Origin of the sequence: Brasilonema sp. UFV-L1, assembly GCF_012912105.1 — a bacterium.
Lineage (GTDB): Bacteria > Cyanobacteriota > Cyanobacteriia > Cyanobacteriales > Nostocaceae > Brasilonema.
This window is the reverse complement of the sequence record NZ_QMEA01000199.1, coordinates 1-14,475: the sequence shown is the minus strand read 5'-3', so window position 1 is coordinate 14,475 and position 14,475 is coordinate 1. Positions and strand designations below refer to the sequence as shown.

Here is a 14,475-nt window from a genome sequence, read left to right as displayed (position 1 = left end):
CATCAGTGTGTACCTATTTTCTACGGTAACCTTTGCGAACCTCGTGAACGGTTACGATAATCATGGCTTTAACAGAATGCAAAAAACGCTACGAAGCTAAGTTTATTAAGCTGACTGTTAGGCTTAATTCTAGCTATGAAAGTAAGATTAAACATTTAGTTTCTATCTACGGTAGTCCGAGCGCAGCAGTTGAATATGCCATTAATAAAGCGACTGTTAGCACTCGCTTACATCGTCAAGATATCAAAGAATTAGAGCAAGAAAATCAACGCTTACAAGAGGAATTAGACGCGCTTAAAATCCGAATTGCTGAACTAGAAACCAATCGCACTGAAGAGCAACAACGCGAGCGCATCACTGATGAATTTGTTGACGAATTTGTCAGTAATTACAAGATGCAAGGCGTTATTGAGAGCATTGAGCAGACGTTTGATGAATTCACAGCCGTGTCACACAATGACTTATGGTAATCCCAATTACTCAGCATTGTCTAACGCGATGCTGGCTTGACTTTTAAGTTTACAAGGCATTCACACAATTAACTCACGCGCTATTCACACATTAACAGGAGGTTCACATTTTGCTTTTGTACACATATTTTGATGTCACGCCTGACCACTACAGAGACTTTGAAAATAGCTATCAATGGGTGTCTTTTTGGTCAAGAATACTACTTCCTCCTACCCCAGGTGTTTACATAGTCCGCTACAACAATGTAGCGCTTTACATCGGGCAAGCTAAGAGTATTCAAGGACGCTGGCAATCTCATAGCATGATTCGGACAATCAAGGACTTTGACAAAATCTATCCTGATGGAGAGTTAGTTATTGGCTGGATAGAGATAGCGGACAAGCGTAAGCGTTCGCTGATTGAAACTTGCTTGATTGCTGAAGTTCATACTGTTTTTAACCAAGAGATGGGTTTAAGCCCTTTGTTTAATGGATTACGCAAAGAACTAAGACAAAAACTCTCTAAGGCAATCACTAAGCCTGACCGCCCTAAACAGAGAAGAGTAAATCCTGAAAGTCAAGAGCGCGTTAACTCAGTGCTAGAAGAAATCTACTCATTAGTTCGCTAAGGAAATATTTCTTTAACGTGAGGGGAATCATGATTGGGTCTAACACGAAAAAAATGGGCAGGCTTACTACTACTAGTAATCGACTACGCCCACGAATCAACGAAGACAAAGCCTGCCCATTTTTTAGGGGACAAATGAAATGAACTACGTTTACCGAGATGACCATGTACCAGGGTTCATCTATCTTATCGAGAGTATAGGCTATCACGGCATCATACCAGGCAAATTTCCAGGCGTTAAGCGCTGCAAAATAGGGCTGACTCGCAGTCTTGACTTAAGACTAGATAATTTAGAAAGCAGTCAGCCGCCTTGTGATTATGTCATTCTTAAATCAATTTACGTCTCTGATATGAAAACCGTAGAAACCCTTTTGCACAAAGAGTTTAAGGAATTCAATATCAAACTTAAGAAGAGTCGAGAATGGTTTGATTTTGCACCTTGGGAACTTATCAGAGTCAGGATGGCTTTCAGCCGTCATCACAGGAAATACGGTTTAGTGGAAGCGCGAACGCGGACGCTAAATCTAAATCTCAGCATAGCCAGTGCAAAACCCTTGCTCTACGGGGCAATTGGCTTTGTTCTCTTTGTCATGTTGGGTAGTGCTGTTATCAGTGCTGCTAGTAATGAATTACAATCTACGCCTTCACAGACTGAGGTGCAGACTCGTTGACAGGTTTCTCATTAGATGCAAGAGGCAGAAAGTAATGACAGGCGTATCGCTAGCAAGAATTGACGAACATCTTGATAGATGCATGGGCGCTCTCAGCAATGTAGGCGCGGACGGGGTAAATCAACTACAGATGCATCTACGGCTCTTAATCGAATGGTCTTACAATCTGGACATTGAACTTAAAAAAGAAATGCGACTAAATAGCGAGCGCAAAGAACTGTTAATCAATTTTTCAAAGCGTCTCACCAATTTGCCCCCTAAAAAACAGGCAGGCTTTGAAGCCCCATGATTAATCGTGGAGACAAGACGCATATCGTATGAAGCCTGCCTGTTTTTTTCGTGTTAGGCTCGGTCACAGCCCTCTCTAATACTGTTGTCAGTCAGTTACCAGAAACCATCTCAAACTTGAGGATAGAACTCAACACAATACTTGATGACCAATAATTTTAATCTCGTTCAGGAAACATTTTCTTGACGAGATTAATCACACACTTTATGGAATCAGGTAATAGGTTGTAGATTAGTTCCAATGCCTTTCAAATTCACCGAATGCTTCTAATATCTATTTTCACCTAGCATATAATCTACAGATGTACACAATAACATGTATACATGTGTACATGTAGTATTTGCGACATGAAAACAGTTGCTATTATCTCTAGAAAAGGTGGTGCAGGCAAAACCACCCTGACTGTGCATCTAGCAGTTGCAGCCTGTATTGATGGCAAAGAAACAGCGATTATTGACCTAGACCCACAAGCTTCTGCGGCTGGCTGGGGAGACAGTCGAAAACAAGAAATCCCCGCTGTCGTCTCAGCACAAGCCGCCCGTTTGCCAAAAGTTCTGGAAGCAGCCGTCAATAATGGTGCAGACCTAGCCATTATTGATACGGCTCCCCATTCAGAAACTGCTGCCTTAGCTGCTATCCGTGCTGCTGACTTGATTTTGATTCCCTGCCGCCCAGCGATTCTCGATTTACGCGCAATTGGTGACACCATTGATTTGGTCAACCTGGCTTCTAAAACAGCAATCGTTGTCCTCAACGCTGTACCCCCTCGCGGTTCATTGGCTGATGAAGCAGTAGAAGCAATCGCACCATTAGGCGTTTCTATCGCCCCTATTAGGATAGGTCAACGCGCTGCTTTCGTTCACTCGCTCACCGCAGGACAAACAGCACAGGAGTACGAGCCGGAGGGCAAAGCTGCCGAAGAAATCCAACAAGTTTACAAGTGGATGTGTAAACAACTTATAATGTAAACACATAAACTTGTATACACGTCAACATGTATAGTCAGCAAGACAAGGCAACCGAGAAAATCCAACAACTTTACAAGTGGATATGTAAACAACTTATAATGTAAACACATAAACTTGTATACACGTCAACAAGTATAATCATGGCTAATAAACCAAATCTAGCGGCTGCTTTGCACAAAGCATCAGGAAAACCAGATTTTAGCGAACCCAAGCAGGAAGAGTTGCAGCAGTCATCGACTTTAAAACTCGAACTACCACCAAGCAGGCAGGGCAAGAAAGCGATCGCCGGTCACTTCGACCCAGCTGTATCTAAGCAACTGAAGCAACTCGCACTCTCGCAAGATAAAACTGTCCAAACACTGTTAGCTGAGGCATTGAATGACTTATTTGAGAAATATGACTTTAAACCGATAGCGTAGTTTGTCTAGGAAAAATGTAGCGTCTGGATTTAGTGCCCCCAAACCAGTAAGTAGATCCGGATTTCTGAAATTGCTAATTACAGGACAAGAACTTTTTGGTGATGGATACTTCACTCAGTCGTCTTTGGCTGATAGATTTGACGCAGTTCTTCAACTGTCTGAACTGTTTTTATTCCTGATTTTATCGCCCTTAATTGTTCTATGTCTTCAAATTGGGAAATTTCTGACATTAAGCTTAAGGCATGAGTGCCAAACTTGAGTTCCAAACCAAGTTCAATCGCTTCTAACAATTCTTCCCTTCGGGCTATTCGCTCAAAAGAAGTAATGTACCGCATATGTAGCTCCGCTTCCAATTGTTCAACTTCCCGCCGAAACTCTTGTTCCAAATTTAATGGTAACGTTAGTAGCCAATCGATAAAAGCCAACAAATTGAGAACTTCCTCCCGCTCAAACCCTTGAGAGTACAACTGCCGAACTAAAGCCAGTTTGGATTGTTTTCTTTGTAACCTATCATTACGAGTTTGTACTGCTGCCAAGTGCGCCATCACCACGATAGCGAATGGGTTGTGACTGGCTGAAAGTTCGGGTAACCTTTGTTGATAGTCTAGCAATTTTATCACTGGAAACTGGAAATCAACCTTACAACCAAAGAGCTGGTAGCCAAACTGCTGTGGTCGCCAATCAGCATGTTCATCTCCCAACACCGCCAAAGAAGCAACCGAGCGCTTGTAGCGATCATAAATACGGTAGTTATAAACAAACATCCTCTCGGCAAAGTTGCTCTCTTGTTGACTTTGTATCTCGACATGTACAAGAACCCAAGCTTCTTCTCCCCCATGACGATAAATCTTGACTAACTTATCAACCAGTCGCTTTCCAAGAGTTGCATCGCGCACTACTTGATTAAAGTCAACGACTCCCTCACGAAAGCCGTTGCTCTCCAAAACCGTGCTTAACAGTTTCCCGTTACACGGCTCCGAGCGTGAAAAGGTGCTTGTCAGGCATACCTCATTACCCATTTATCCACGACTTTTTCAAGTCTTTTGGTGGGCTTAGGCTTGGCACTGTTACAGCCAGATTTAGCGCCATTACTGCCATCATGGACAGTTTTTGTATCGTGGCAATGTCTATGAAGAAGTTGCAAATTATCATAAGAATTCTTTCCACCAAGCGATTTAGGAATTCTGTGGTCAACTTCCATCACATCATTCTCACGAAAAAACAAACCGCAGTGGGCACACTTTCCAAGTTGTTTTTTCAGGAGTTTAGTTACCTGAGGTGGCAATTGTGGATTGTTACCCATTCTTGTACTCCAGTAAACTAGGTTTCCGTCGTATGGGGACGAAGAGCCTCTTACCTTTGAATGACGCACGATTGGAGTATGGTCATGTTTGAGTAAACGAAGTGAAGATTTTCCTTCGCTGTTGATAGCAAAAACCCAGTTATCACCGTTTATTGATTGCCAATATTTTTTTGACACCCAATAAGCATTCTTTTTAGGATGACGGTGTTTTGCCCAAGCTCTAAGTTTTTGATACACCAGGTAATCCATTTGTGAATAGATTTCCTTGCTAACTACAGTCGCATAGTAATTCGACCACCCCCGAATAATCGGATTAAGTCGGCTAATGAGTGCCGATTGCGGGGCAGCCCGATGAGCATCTATGATGCTTGCGATTTGGTCATAATGTACCGAGCACTTTTGTTGACTTGGGGTGATGAGAGTTTTAAAGCCTTGCTTGGAGTGAGTTTTTCCTACTGCCCATTGTCGGATATTGAAACCAAGAAAATCGAATCCTGGTTTTTGTTCTCCGTACCGATTGAGGGTGTGGGTGAGTCTCGTCTTACTTGGCTTTAATTCCAAACCCATGCTGTGTAACCATTCCGAGATAATTTCTCGACATCTTTGGACAACGGTTATGTCTTGGTGGAGAATTACGAAGTCATCGGCATATCGTATCAGGTTTAAGCTTTTGCATTTTACTTGCCAGCTTAGTTGTCCTTTTCCTTTTGACTTTTTCATGTCTAAGGTTTTGGCAAATTCCTGAATTCGATTTTCCATCCCGTGGAGGGTTGGGCAAACCCTCGACAAAAATGGACAACCCTTGTATTTTTGCGGCCTTCAGTCAACTCGTTTTATCCAAGTTCTTGGGTAGGGCCGCAAAAATACACCCAGATCTTGAGTTTTACGAGTAGACATTGTATAGGGTTGTCCATTTTTGTCTATGAAAAATGAAGCGGCTATGTTAGATAACAAGGGTGAAATTATTCCCCCCTGTGGTGTACCCTCAGATGTTGGAAACAACTGCTTTCCATCCATCACTCCCGCTTTTAACCATGCCCGAATTTGTCGGCGGATGGTGGGGAATGTATTCAATTTCCTCAGCAGCGCTTCATGGTCGATTCGGTCAAAACACTTTGCAATATCGGCATCTAGCACATATTTTGGCTTCATCCTAATTGCATTAAAAATTGCCTCAACCGCATCATGGCATGAGCGTCCAGGTCTGAATCCGTATGAATTCGGTTCAAATCGCGCTTCCCATTCTGGTTCTAATGCCAGTTTGACAAGTGCTTGCAAGGTGCGGTCGTACATTGTCGGTATTCCTAAAGGTCGCTTCTCGGACGTTCCCGGCTTTGGAATCCATACACGTCTAGTTGGGCTGACCTTTGACCCCAGTTTTAATTCACCTATCAGGTTCAGACGTTTCTTTGGGGACAATGATTTTACACCATCCACACCTGCCGTCTTTTTTCCTTGGTTATCCTGGGTTACTCGACGAACCGCCAATGCTCTTGCTGACCAGGACTTCATCAGCGTCTTCTGGAGTCTACGATATGTTTTTACATCACCACGACTAGAGGCTTGATAAATTCGCTTTTGGAGCTGATAAACTCGACGTTCTAGCTTTCGCCAGTTAATCGCGTTCCATTCTACCGTAGTCTTGAAACTCGTATTAGACATTTATACTCCTACTGGAAACTTTATCTTCCACTTCACCGTGAGTCTGTCTGCATATCCTGGGCATTACCCCAGGCTTTCGCTTTTGACTCAATCTTTCCTACTCGCTGCATCTGGTTAGTACCTACAATGGGAAATTGTTTTTTTGCCATTGAGCAAACGAAAGGTTATCTCGTTCCGAAAGACCATACTACGTACCTTTAGAATGATGCTCTACACCGGGTTTGTTGGAAGTGCATATTGGTCGGTTACAATCCCGCCAACTCCCTTATCCTTTGCCTTTTGGCTCCAACGCCTTAAGCCTTATTTCGCTGGTTTCAAAGTAACGATGTATCAAACACATCTTCAGGATTCACCTTATTCATGGGTACCTTGCTCGGCATAATACCAGATTAGGCTTCCAGTATTGCTGCCTTTTCACCCCGCTTCAGGCGTTGATGACTAGTCGCGAACCTGGGGGTGATGCTTTCACCGTTGCACCTACGGGGTAGGATTTACACCTACATGGTCTGTCAGTTGTCAGGGTTTTTGTTGAGGTTTTCCTCTTTCTTGTTACCCTGCCTGTTTTCCCTAAGCTGTTCTAGGTTACTTAGCTTATTTCAACAGAACGATTCGCACTTGCAATTCTTTATCTAAAAATTCAAACCCTCTTAACCAGTCAATTTCCCCATGCACTTCGGGGAAAAAGAACCGCATGAAGTCCTCAAAATATCGTTGCAGGATGTCTTTCCAGGGGCTATCAAATTCAGTTTGGGGGTTGCTCATGTAAGAAGTGTGTTTTATGTAGTGCGATTCGGTATTCAAATCTACACCCTAGTGTAGAGAAAAGGTTTTGCAATATTCCCGTCACATAGTCTATCTTTGCTTTCCCATCTTCCTCTGGGTCAATATCCTACAAATACAAAGCGCTGCTATCATCGGGCAATGCGTGCAAGTATTTGCTGGTAATCGCGATATTGCTATGTCCCAAAGTCTTCTGAATCAAAGCAAGGTTCGTACCCTTTTGAATACTATGCGTTGCATGAGCATGGCGTAACCAGTGGCACGAAGCTTTTTCATTCACCCCCGCACGCAATGCAGCAGCCTTAACAATCGGGTGAATGTTCTGTCTGTGCAAGTGTCCCTTAGTTTTGCGGCTAATAAACACCGGGGCATCAGGTGGGGCATCTCCTCTCAAGCTTAAAAGAAGCTGCCAAAGGTCTAATGGCAATCGGATAGAACGCCGTTTATTCCCCTTCCCTAGTACCGTTATCTGCCCACCGTCGCCGCGTGGCATCAAATCTTTCCACTTCAATCCGCACAGTTCACTCACTCGCAATCCTCCTTTATAAAGTAAAGTTAAGATGATATAATCGCGAGTGTTTGTAGCCCCATTAATGAGCAGGTCCACCTCTTCTTTAGACAAATAGCGCTCAGTCAGATTGTCGTCAGATTTCTTAACTTTGAGAGCGCTGCCGACATTAAAGGGGATATACTCCATCTTGGCAGCGAAAGAAAACAGCGACTTGATAGCCGACAGGTGATTTTCTTGAGTGACTGAAGAATTTCCCTCTGCTTCCAACTGCATCCAGTAATCGTGCAAATCTTCAAGCGTGACTTCAAGTAAGGATTTTCCCACAAAGCCCAAAAACTTGGTGATATAGCGGCTGTAAGCTTCTTGGGTTAAAGGAGCTTTGCCGTGCAGCCACATTTGAATGAGTTTTTGCTGAGCGTCAACAGGTGCTAGGTGTCGCAGCTGCTTGCGATCGCGTATGGAATGAACCAGGGCAAGAGGGGTCATTGTCAAACAGAACAGTTAAGTTAACAATTAACAGACAAAAGGTTTCTTCTGTCTGATTATCCCCCAGCATCAATTCCTTTGATGAAAAAAAAGTAATGGGTATATTGTTGACTCTGATTTTGTGAACCTATGTATAGATACTTTCTCTACGAGGTGTAGAAAAGTGTTGTCAGGCTGTCTGTACTTTTTCTATACGATAGTCTGTGTTCAGTGCTGTATTAGGGGGAGAGGGTTCAAGTTTTTTCGTGTTCTTTCTCACTAGCTTCTACAAACATAGTTTTACCTATATTTGAGCTATTCTGTTGAACCGCTTAATCGCTTGGGAAAGATTTCTCTAACGTCAGCACGTTGTCTAGTTCTCCCATCAATTACTGTCTCACTGCTGTACTGTTATCAGTTTTGATATCAGGTGTACTATCACCAGCGCTGCTATATGATGCATAATAATTGATTTATAATGCTAGACGAAGATTTTCCCTATGCAACCCATTCAACAACAAGTCATTGAAACACTCCAAACACTGTCTCCTGCCGAGCAACAGGAGGTTCTGGACTTTGCAGAGTTTCTCAAAAGCAAGCGGCAAAGATTACCATCCACGAACATAGAACCAGTTCAATCGTTCTTAGAAACAGCCCAAGCCTATATCGGTGCAGGCTCTGGTCCTGGAGACCTCTCTACTAATCCTAAGTACATGGAAGGATACGGTACCTGATGCGTCAGCAAGTTCTCCTTGATACTGGTCCCCTCATAGCTCTTATTGATCGCCGCGATTACCATCACTCCTGGGTAACGACAGAACTTGCTACAATCCAACCTCCACTACTCTCCTGTGAAGCAGTACTCTCAGAAGCATGGTTCTTATTGCAGCGTGTGAACAATGGGCGAGAAACTTTAGTTGGATTACTAAAAAGTCAGCAAATTTTGGTAGCTTTTCAGTTTAATGAGGAAGTTGAGTCGATCACCGAGCTATTAACCCAGTATCGCTCCGTTCCCATCTCCTTCGCCGATGCAAGTTTAGTACGAATGGCAGAGCTGTATCCTAGCAGCGAAGTTTTGACCTTAGACAGCGACTTCCTTATCTATCGAAAGCACAAGAATCAACCTATTCCAGTCATTATGCCGGAGTGACTATTCACCTTAAACTTCCATCGGATATTTCGCCATCATCTCTTCAATTTTAAGCGTTTCTCCATTCGGGCTATAAACAATACCTTTCTCCAACTGGCAAGCTATCACCAAGCGCTGCTTTCTTGCCCATTCATACCACGCTCGTGCCCCACTCTTCACAACTGCACCACTCTCTGGCTTTCTCCCTTCTTTACAAGCCACTACAAACACCTTCTCCGGTGAGTTAACTTTCTTCCATGTCCGCAACGCTTCCTTAAGGTATGCGATCGCTCCCGGTACATTCTCCCAATACTTCCTCACCACCGACTTGAACTGCTTCTTATTTTTCGCTGGTATTTTAGGTATTTTTACTCCCCCTATTTTCTGGGTACTTTTGGGTACATTTGCGGTTGTGTCAGTCGTCTTAGAATTCGTCATAAGTCTTACCTCATCTAGATTATAGTGATTTTTAGGTCGGATAACAGTAGGTTAGCAGAGATTTGTACCCGAATGTACCCAAAACCAAGTGTTATTTTACTTTGAGTCAAAGAGTACTGTCTAAACTATTGTTAGGATAAATGAAGTTTTTCAACTACTAGGATTTCAATAAGATACGGCTATTTTTTCTTAGTTACTATTAGTCGATTAGATTTTCTTTCTTGATACTGTCTATGATCCCAGTCTTCTTAGGTTGTGTACGACCATTGTCCTTAACATTTTTATAACCGCAGTAATCTCGGTGATTTTAGACTTCAAAACTTCATCAGATGCTTAATCTCAGTCCATTCTAAATTGTTAGGAAATAAGGATTTTTGAGTATTTGTGCTTATGACTTCATCCAACTCGTATCTTGTGTCGTGTAACCGTTTTCTTCAGCTGTGCGGCTGATGGTAATGTGCAGGTCTTTAAGGGTATCCGCCCAGATAACGGCAAAATGGGACACATTGTAAAGTTTTGTTGCGTAACGTAGTTGAGTGATTTACTAACTTGCCCAAAAATGGTATACGGACATTCAAATTTTTGCACACTAAAATCAACTCTTCGCGCTATTTAGTCCCTCACACTTGCCCATAAATGAGCTTTTTCGGGAATATTTTCACAAGAGAGGAAACGCTCAATCCGGTATTGAAACAACGTAAAATCAAGCTTTTCAAACATTTGCGTTACACTTCTTTACAACGTGTCTCATTTTGCTGGTATCTCGGTGGCTACCCAAATACGAGTACACTTTGCCGCATCCGTGTTTTCGTGCTAGAGAGCCAGTCCACTAATATAGGTTGACAAACAATGGAGAATATGCATTAGAAGACAACTCTATTATCCATGTCGTTCGTCGCGATGGTTCGACGACACCATTAGAAATTACTAAGATTCGCAAAGTGGTTAATTTTGCAGGGACGGTGCTTCAAGCTATTGGCTGAGCGTTCAAGATTGAGCTAGTTTTGTAACAAGTACTTGAGTTTGGGCTAACGAGGGCGGCTATGGGATTTCCGATAAGAAGTAATATTTTTAATGCAGGATCTCTCTCACAAAAATACTTCACACGTTTTCCAATTCAAGTTACCATTCTCTTCAAGCCCAGTGATACAGTCTTCACTGAGTACTTAAAAGCTGAGTTTGCAGGTCTTGATAGAAGTACAGGCGACAACCTTGCTTTCTTTGCTGTGTTAGATCCGCCAGAGCAATGGTTGCATGACCACATTAATTCACGATGGTGGCAGACTTATCAAGAAACTGTTGGGCGATCATCATTTACTGTTGACGACCGAGTTTTAATGCGGGAAATTTCACGGTTGTTTGGAATAGAGATAATTACTTATTTTTAAGCACAAAGCTTTTTAAGTTATTACTTTTATTCCCACTATTAAAGAACATCCAGAGTCTACTATGGTTGCTATTTTTGTTTAGATAATCCTTGCATAATTGAAGAGTTGTACTTAGTGTCTGTGCCAAGATGATTTTCTTATAATCTCTAAAATCATCTTCACTGAATTCAGGTAGTAAAACTTTAGCTTCTATTTGTTTAAGTATCAAATGTAAAATAAATAAGTTTCCGTATTTGATAATATCCTGCGTAATTCTATCGTCTATTTTTTCTTGTTTTTCAGCAAGAATTTTCTCGATTTCGCGTTTTATTTCTATTTGCCTCCAAAGTTGCATTGCGGTAACTTTAGAGTTAAATAAGCTGGTATATGGAGCTTGAGAAGTGTCCGACCATAGCTTACTGATATCTTGTTTGGCTGTAATAACTACACTTACATCATGATTGCCACAAGCTAAGGTGACGGTGGCTTCTTCTAAATCGTAATTATTTTCATCTCTAGCTGGAGTATCAGCAGTACGCTTGTAGTGATAGTTTCTGCCGTTACTTTTAAATTCTTTGCGTAACCTTTCTTGCTCGGAGTCTAGTGCTACAAAATCTCTGACTTCGACTCGATTTTGTGTATTGGTTGCTTTTGTAACTCTCAACCCAAAAGAATCTTCATGACATTTTTCCAAAGATATAAATCTTATAAATATTTCTGCACTCTCCAAATTTTCTTTTTCTTCTTCAGAAGCTTCTTCATAAAATGCACCTATACTACCTATAGTTTGAGCGCCATTAACAATACTAATGCCCTTGGCTACAAAATCTCCTAATCTTTTATCTGTTTTTGCACCTAATCTATCTATGTCCTTACATAAAACAGTTATGCCGTTGTTAAAATACCAAAATAGCCTTGGCTCAATTTTGAGTGTTGTACTAATTTCGCTATTGACGTTACTTGTACCTAAAAAGTCTCGAATATTCTTAGAAAATAATTTATTTTTATATTTATTCCACCACTCGACTACTTCCATAGCACTAATTTGTCCGTAGTAAGCTGGATATGGCTCATCAACTTTTCCCCAATTTGATAGTCTAAAATTAACTTCTATCTCTTCATGTTTATGAGTATCAATTACAGCATTGTAAGCCTTGCTAAGGTCAAATATTTCGAGAGATGCCACTCCGTCATTGTTATTATTTAAAACTTCAACACAATCTTCTTCTAATACCGTCATAGCATGACTTGATAATTTGGAACCTGTATATGCAATTACAACCTTTATTTTCAGTCCAGGAGTTTTAGTTACTGCAAGAATTTCATCTTCTCTTTTATTAAATTTATAATTAAATCTATTTGCTTTTTTTGAATCAAAATCTAATAAATCAAAAATTCCATCTTTAAAAATTTTCATATCACCATGTTTGGGACTACTTTGACCATTTTGTATCCACTTAGATTGAACAAACCATAGTGTTTTTTGTTTCTCATTGAATAAGAAAGCATCAATACCATTATCATCGCATCCATCTACTATGGCTTCTGCTGCTTTACTAGGGCTAATATCAGCTAATATATGTAATGAATAAGCTGCTAATGCCCGACTATTAAAAACATTCTCTCTATCATTTTTCTTTTTATTTTCACAATCGGACATATCTATTAAGTCTACAAAAATTTGATTAATCTCACCTTCTACTTGCTTAATATGAAATGCAGTTGTTTTATCGCTCATTACTTTTTTTCTCTCGCTAACTTCAGCTAGTATTGAATTTACGTTTCTTTAGGTGAAAATAGTACTTTTACTAGATTGTTGTTGCCTGAATTGTGATTTAAAATTCATAAACTCCTAACTTGCACATTTTAGAACCGTCATACAGTAAAGCTTTGAGAAACATCATAAAAATGTGCTTGTTTCATATTTTGCGGGAGCGTTAATCGCGCCCGTGGTCGGCTCAGATCTTGCACCTCTCCGCATAAGCCTAAGTTTAGTCAAAAGCAGCCCAATAAAGTTACATCACTTTTCTTGGCTTTTATCGTAAAATAAGGGATTCTGGCGTTCGTACTGAGTGTGAAAATAATATCAACTTTTCTTCGTGCGAGATGTCAGTAAAGATATCTCCTTTAGTAAAATGCGGTGTTACAAAAGAGAGAGTTGGTAGTATTCGCTGGTGCATTATTGCTAAGAACGATAGAGACTGCCATCAGGTATACTACTACAAGTTTTGGAATAAGGGTGATCGACTTATCAAAAGCACCAGGTAGATCCCCAAGCGATAGGCGATAGCCGTGGCGCAAGCCAATGTGCCAACAAGAGCGTTAATTATGGCGAAAACAACTCTGAGTTGGCAAGAAATAGTTGATGACGCGCCAAAAAATCGGCAACCAGCACAAAGCTATTATCAGCAAGCAATTCGTCGTTATTTGGAAACAGGAGGAGATGTCAAAGCCAAAGAGCAAAATGGTATTACTTTATTGCATTTAGCAGCCTATACTGGCGATCGCTCTCTTTTCCAATTGCTTCTAGATCGGGGTGCTGATGTGAATGCTCAAGCACTGAATGGAGCTAATTTGCCATTCTACATAGCATTAGATAATCCTTGGGGAGCATTTTCACTATTGTTTCAACAACCCAATTTGAACCAGCAAACTAATAAAAGTTTTAATATGCTACTTTGGGCAGTAGCAGGAGGCGATCGCCAGATAGTTCAATTGCTTTAAACAAAGGTGTAGATGTCAGAGCTAAAGCTACTGATGATTCCACGGTTCTACATTTTAATCAAGACAATCAATCCTGCTGTTGATGTTAAGCCTTTTGCGGACATTCCTATAGAGGCGATCGCGCGATCGCCAAAAAACGCCCATCTGTTTTCACGGGGGACTCCATCTATGGCTCTATAGGACGGGGTTCTTGACCGTCATAGAAATATTTCCTTAGCGACCATGCCAAAAAATAATCTGGCACAATTCCTTGCTCAATTAATGTCAAGTATAGCATACTAAGAAATGTAAGGGCGAGACACAGAAACAGAAAGCCGCCCAAGCTTCAAATCATAAATCGCTTCAAAATATTTAAGGAGTCTCAATCATGTTATTTTCTACATTCGCAAACAACACAGCTAGCAACATCCAAGCAACCGAAGCTCTCATCAACGAACTGCAACAACAGCTAGAAATTGCACGGCAACAGTTAACAGCTTTTCAGCAACAGCAGCAGCTAGAAATGACCGCCAAGGGCGCGGCAGAAGCAGCACTAGATACTACTCGCAAGGCGTTTAAAGCAGTGCTCACAGCATATGGTGCAGAAGGTGTTGCAGAGTTTAGAGACGCGCTGGTTGCTATAGCGGTTCTCAGTTGGGTGCAATACAATAACCACAATGTTGGAACCAACCA

Annotated in this window: 19 protein-coding genes; 12 read left to right on the top strand and 7 right to left on the bottom strand. The window is 41.4% G+C overall.

The features are described from left to right. The first annotated feature begins 62 nt into the window (after positions 1-62). From DP117_RS31890 to DP117_RS31870, 5 genes are all read left to right on the top strand, one after another. Positions 63-470 carry a hypothetical protein gene (locus DP117_RS31890; protein WP_169222184.1) on the top strand — a complete coding sequence of 136 codons (408 nt, stop codon included), beginning with the start codon at positions 63-65 and terminating at the stop codon, positions 468-470. Between the two features lie 110 nt (positions 471-580). Further along, a complete protein-coding gene (locus DP117_RS31885) occupies positions 581-1,078 on the top strand; it encodes a GIY-YIG nuclease family protein (protein ID WP_169222183.1) in 498 nt (165 codons plus the stop codon). A 139-nt stretch (positions 1,079-1,217) separates the two neighbouring features. Further along, on the top strand, positions 1,218-1,748 hold the full coding sequence (locus DP117_RS31880) for a GIY-YIG nuclease family protein (RefSeq protein ID WP_169222182.1): 531 nt from the start codon (positions 1,218-1,220) through the stop codon (positions 1,746-1,748). 636 nt (positions 1,749-2,384) lie between these two features. Then, positions 2,385-3,005: a ParA family partition ATPase gene (gene parA / locus DP117_RS31875; RefSeq protein ID WP_169222181.1), complete on the top strand. Its 621-nt coding sequence runs from the start codon at positions 2,385-2,387 to the stop codon at positions 3,003-3,005. Between the two features lie 140 nt (positions 3,006-3,145). Beyond that, entirely contained in the window at positions 3,146-3,424 is a 279-nt protein-coding gene (locus tag DP117_RS31870) for a ribbon-helix-helix domain-containing protein (protein WP_169222180.1), read from the top strand. A 110-nt stretch (positions 3,425-3,534) separates the two neighbouring features. On the opposite strand, the gene DP117_RS31865 is transcribed toward DP117_RS31870, so the two are convergent. The 5 genes from DP117_RS31865 to DP117_RS31845 form a co-directional block, all read right to left on the bottom strand. Next, on the bottom strand, positions 3,535-4,368 hold the full coding sequence (locus DP117_RS31865; RefSeq protein ID WP_169222179.1) for a cytosolic protein: 834 nt from the start codon (positions 4,366-4,368) through the stop codon (positions 3,535-3,537). A 53-nt stretch (positions 4,369-4,421) separates the two neighbouring features. Beyond that, on the bottom strand, positions 4,422-5,486 hold the full coding sequence (locus DP117_RS31860) for a group II intron maturase-specific domain-containing protein (RefSeq protein WP_169222178.1): 1,065 nt from the start codon (positions 5,484-5,486) through the stop codon (positions 4,422-4,424). A gap of 60 nt (positions 5,487-5,546) precedes the next feature. Continuing rightward, positions 5,547-6,389, bottom strand: coding sequence for a reverse transcriptase N-terminal domain-containing protein (locus DP117_RS31855; protein ID WP_211176463.1), 843 nt, complete (start codon positions 6,387-6,389; stop codon positions 5,547-5,549). Between the two features lie 591 nt (positions 6,390-6,980). Continuing rightward, positions 6,981-7,151, bottom strand: coding sequence for a hypothetical protein (locus tag DP117_RS31850; RefSeq protein WP_248277923.1), 171 nt, complete (start codon positions 7,149-7,151; stop codon positions 6,981-6,983). A 127-nt stretch (positions 7,152-7,278) separates the two neighbouring features. Next, entirely contained in the window at positions 7,279-8,166 is an 888-nt protein-coding gene (locus tag DP117_RS31845; RefSeq protein WP_096560957.1) for a tyrosine-type recombinase/integrase, read from the bottom strand. Between the two features lie 479 nt (positions 8,167-8,645). Here DP117_RS31845 and DP117_RS31840 point away from each other — a divergent pair, with 479 nt between their 5' ends. Both DP117_RS31840 and DP117_RS31835 read left to right on the top strand, forming a co-directional pair. Continuing rightward, positions 8,646-8,879: a DUF2281 domain-containing protein gene (locus tag DP117_RS31840; protein ID WP_169222177.1), complete on the top strand. Its 234-nt coding sequence runs from the start codon at positions 8,646-8,648 to the stop codon at positions 8,877-8,879. Further along, positions 8,879-9,295 (top strand): PIN domain-containing protein, encoded by a 417-nt coding sequence (locus DP117_RS31835; protein WP_169222176.1) that lies wholly within the window; start codon positions 8,879-8,881, stop codon positions 9,293-9,295. The genes DP117_RS31840 and DP117_RS31835 overlap by 1 nt, the downstream gene beginning before the upstream one ends. 9 nt (positions 9,296-9,304) lie before the next feature. Here the strand turns inward: DP117_RS31835 and DP117_RS31830 are convergent, their stop codons facing one another. Beyond that, positions 9,305-9,712, bottom strand: a complete 408-nt coding sequence (locus DP117_RS31830) for a hypothetical protein (RefSeq protein ID WP_211176464.1) — start codon at positions 9,710-9,712, stop codon at positions 9,305-9,307. An 839-nt stretch (positions 9,713-10,551) separates the two neighbouring features. Here DP117_RS31830 and DP117_RS31825 point away from each other — a divergent pair. Both DP117_RS31825 and DP117_RS31820 read left to right on the top strand, forming a co-directional pair. Next, positions 10,552-10,695, top strand: a complete 144-nt coding sequence (locus DP117_RS31825) for a hypothetical protein (RefSeq protein WP_169222175.1) — start codon at positions 10,552-10,554, stop codon at positions 10,693-10,695. Positions 10,696-10,755: 60 nt separating this feature from the next. Next, positions 10,756-11,100: a hypothetical protein gene (locus DP117_RS31820; RefSeq protein ID WP_169222174.1), complete on the top strand. Its 345-nt coding sequence runs from the start codon at positions 10,756-10,758 to the stop codon at positions 11,098-11,100. On the opposite strand, the gene DP117_RS31815 is transcribed toward DP117_RS31820, so the two are convergent. Next, positions 11,087-12,817: an AIPR family protein gene (locus DP117_RS31815; RefSeq protein WP_169222173.1), complete on the bottom strand. Its 1,731-nt coding sequence runs from the start codon at positions 12,815-12,817 to the stop codon at positions 11,087-11,089. The two genes, DP117_RS31820 and DP117_RS31815, sit on opposite strands and share 14 nt — an antisense overlap. A gap of 590 nt (positions 12,818-13,407) precedes the next feature. On the opposite strand from DP117_RS31815, the gene DP117_RS31810 reads away from it, so the two are divergent. The 3 genes from DP117_RS31810 to DP117_RS31800 form a co-directional block, all read left to right on the top strand. Further along, positions 13,408-13,803: an ankyrin repeat domain-containing protein gene (locus tag DP117_RS31810; protein ID WP_169222172.1), complete on the top strand. Its 396-nt coding sequence runs from the start codon at positions 13,408-13,410 to the stop codon at positions 13,801-13,803. A gap of 12 nt (positions 13,804-13,815) precedes the next feature. Then, complete coding sequence (locus DP117_RS31805; protein ID WP_169222171.1) at positions 13,816-13,983, top strand: hypothetical protein; 168 nt, start codon at positions 13,816-13,818, stop codon at positions 13,981-13,983. A 187-nt stretch (positions 13,984-14,170) separates the two neighbouring features. Continuing rightward, the coding region (locus DP117_RS31800; RefSeq protein ID WP_211176462.1) for a hypothetical protein at positions 14,171-14,475 on the top strand (305 nt) is incomplete at its 3' end.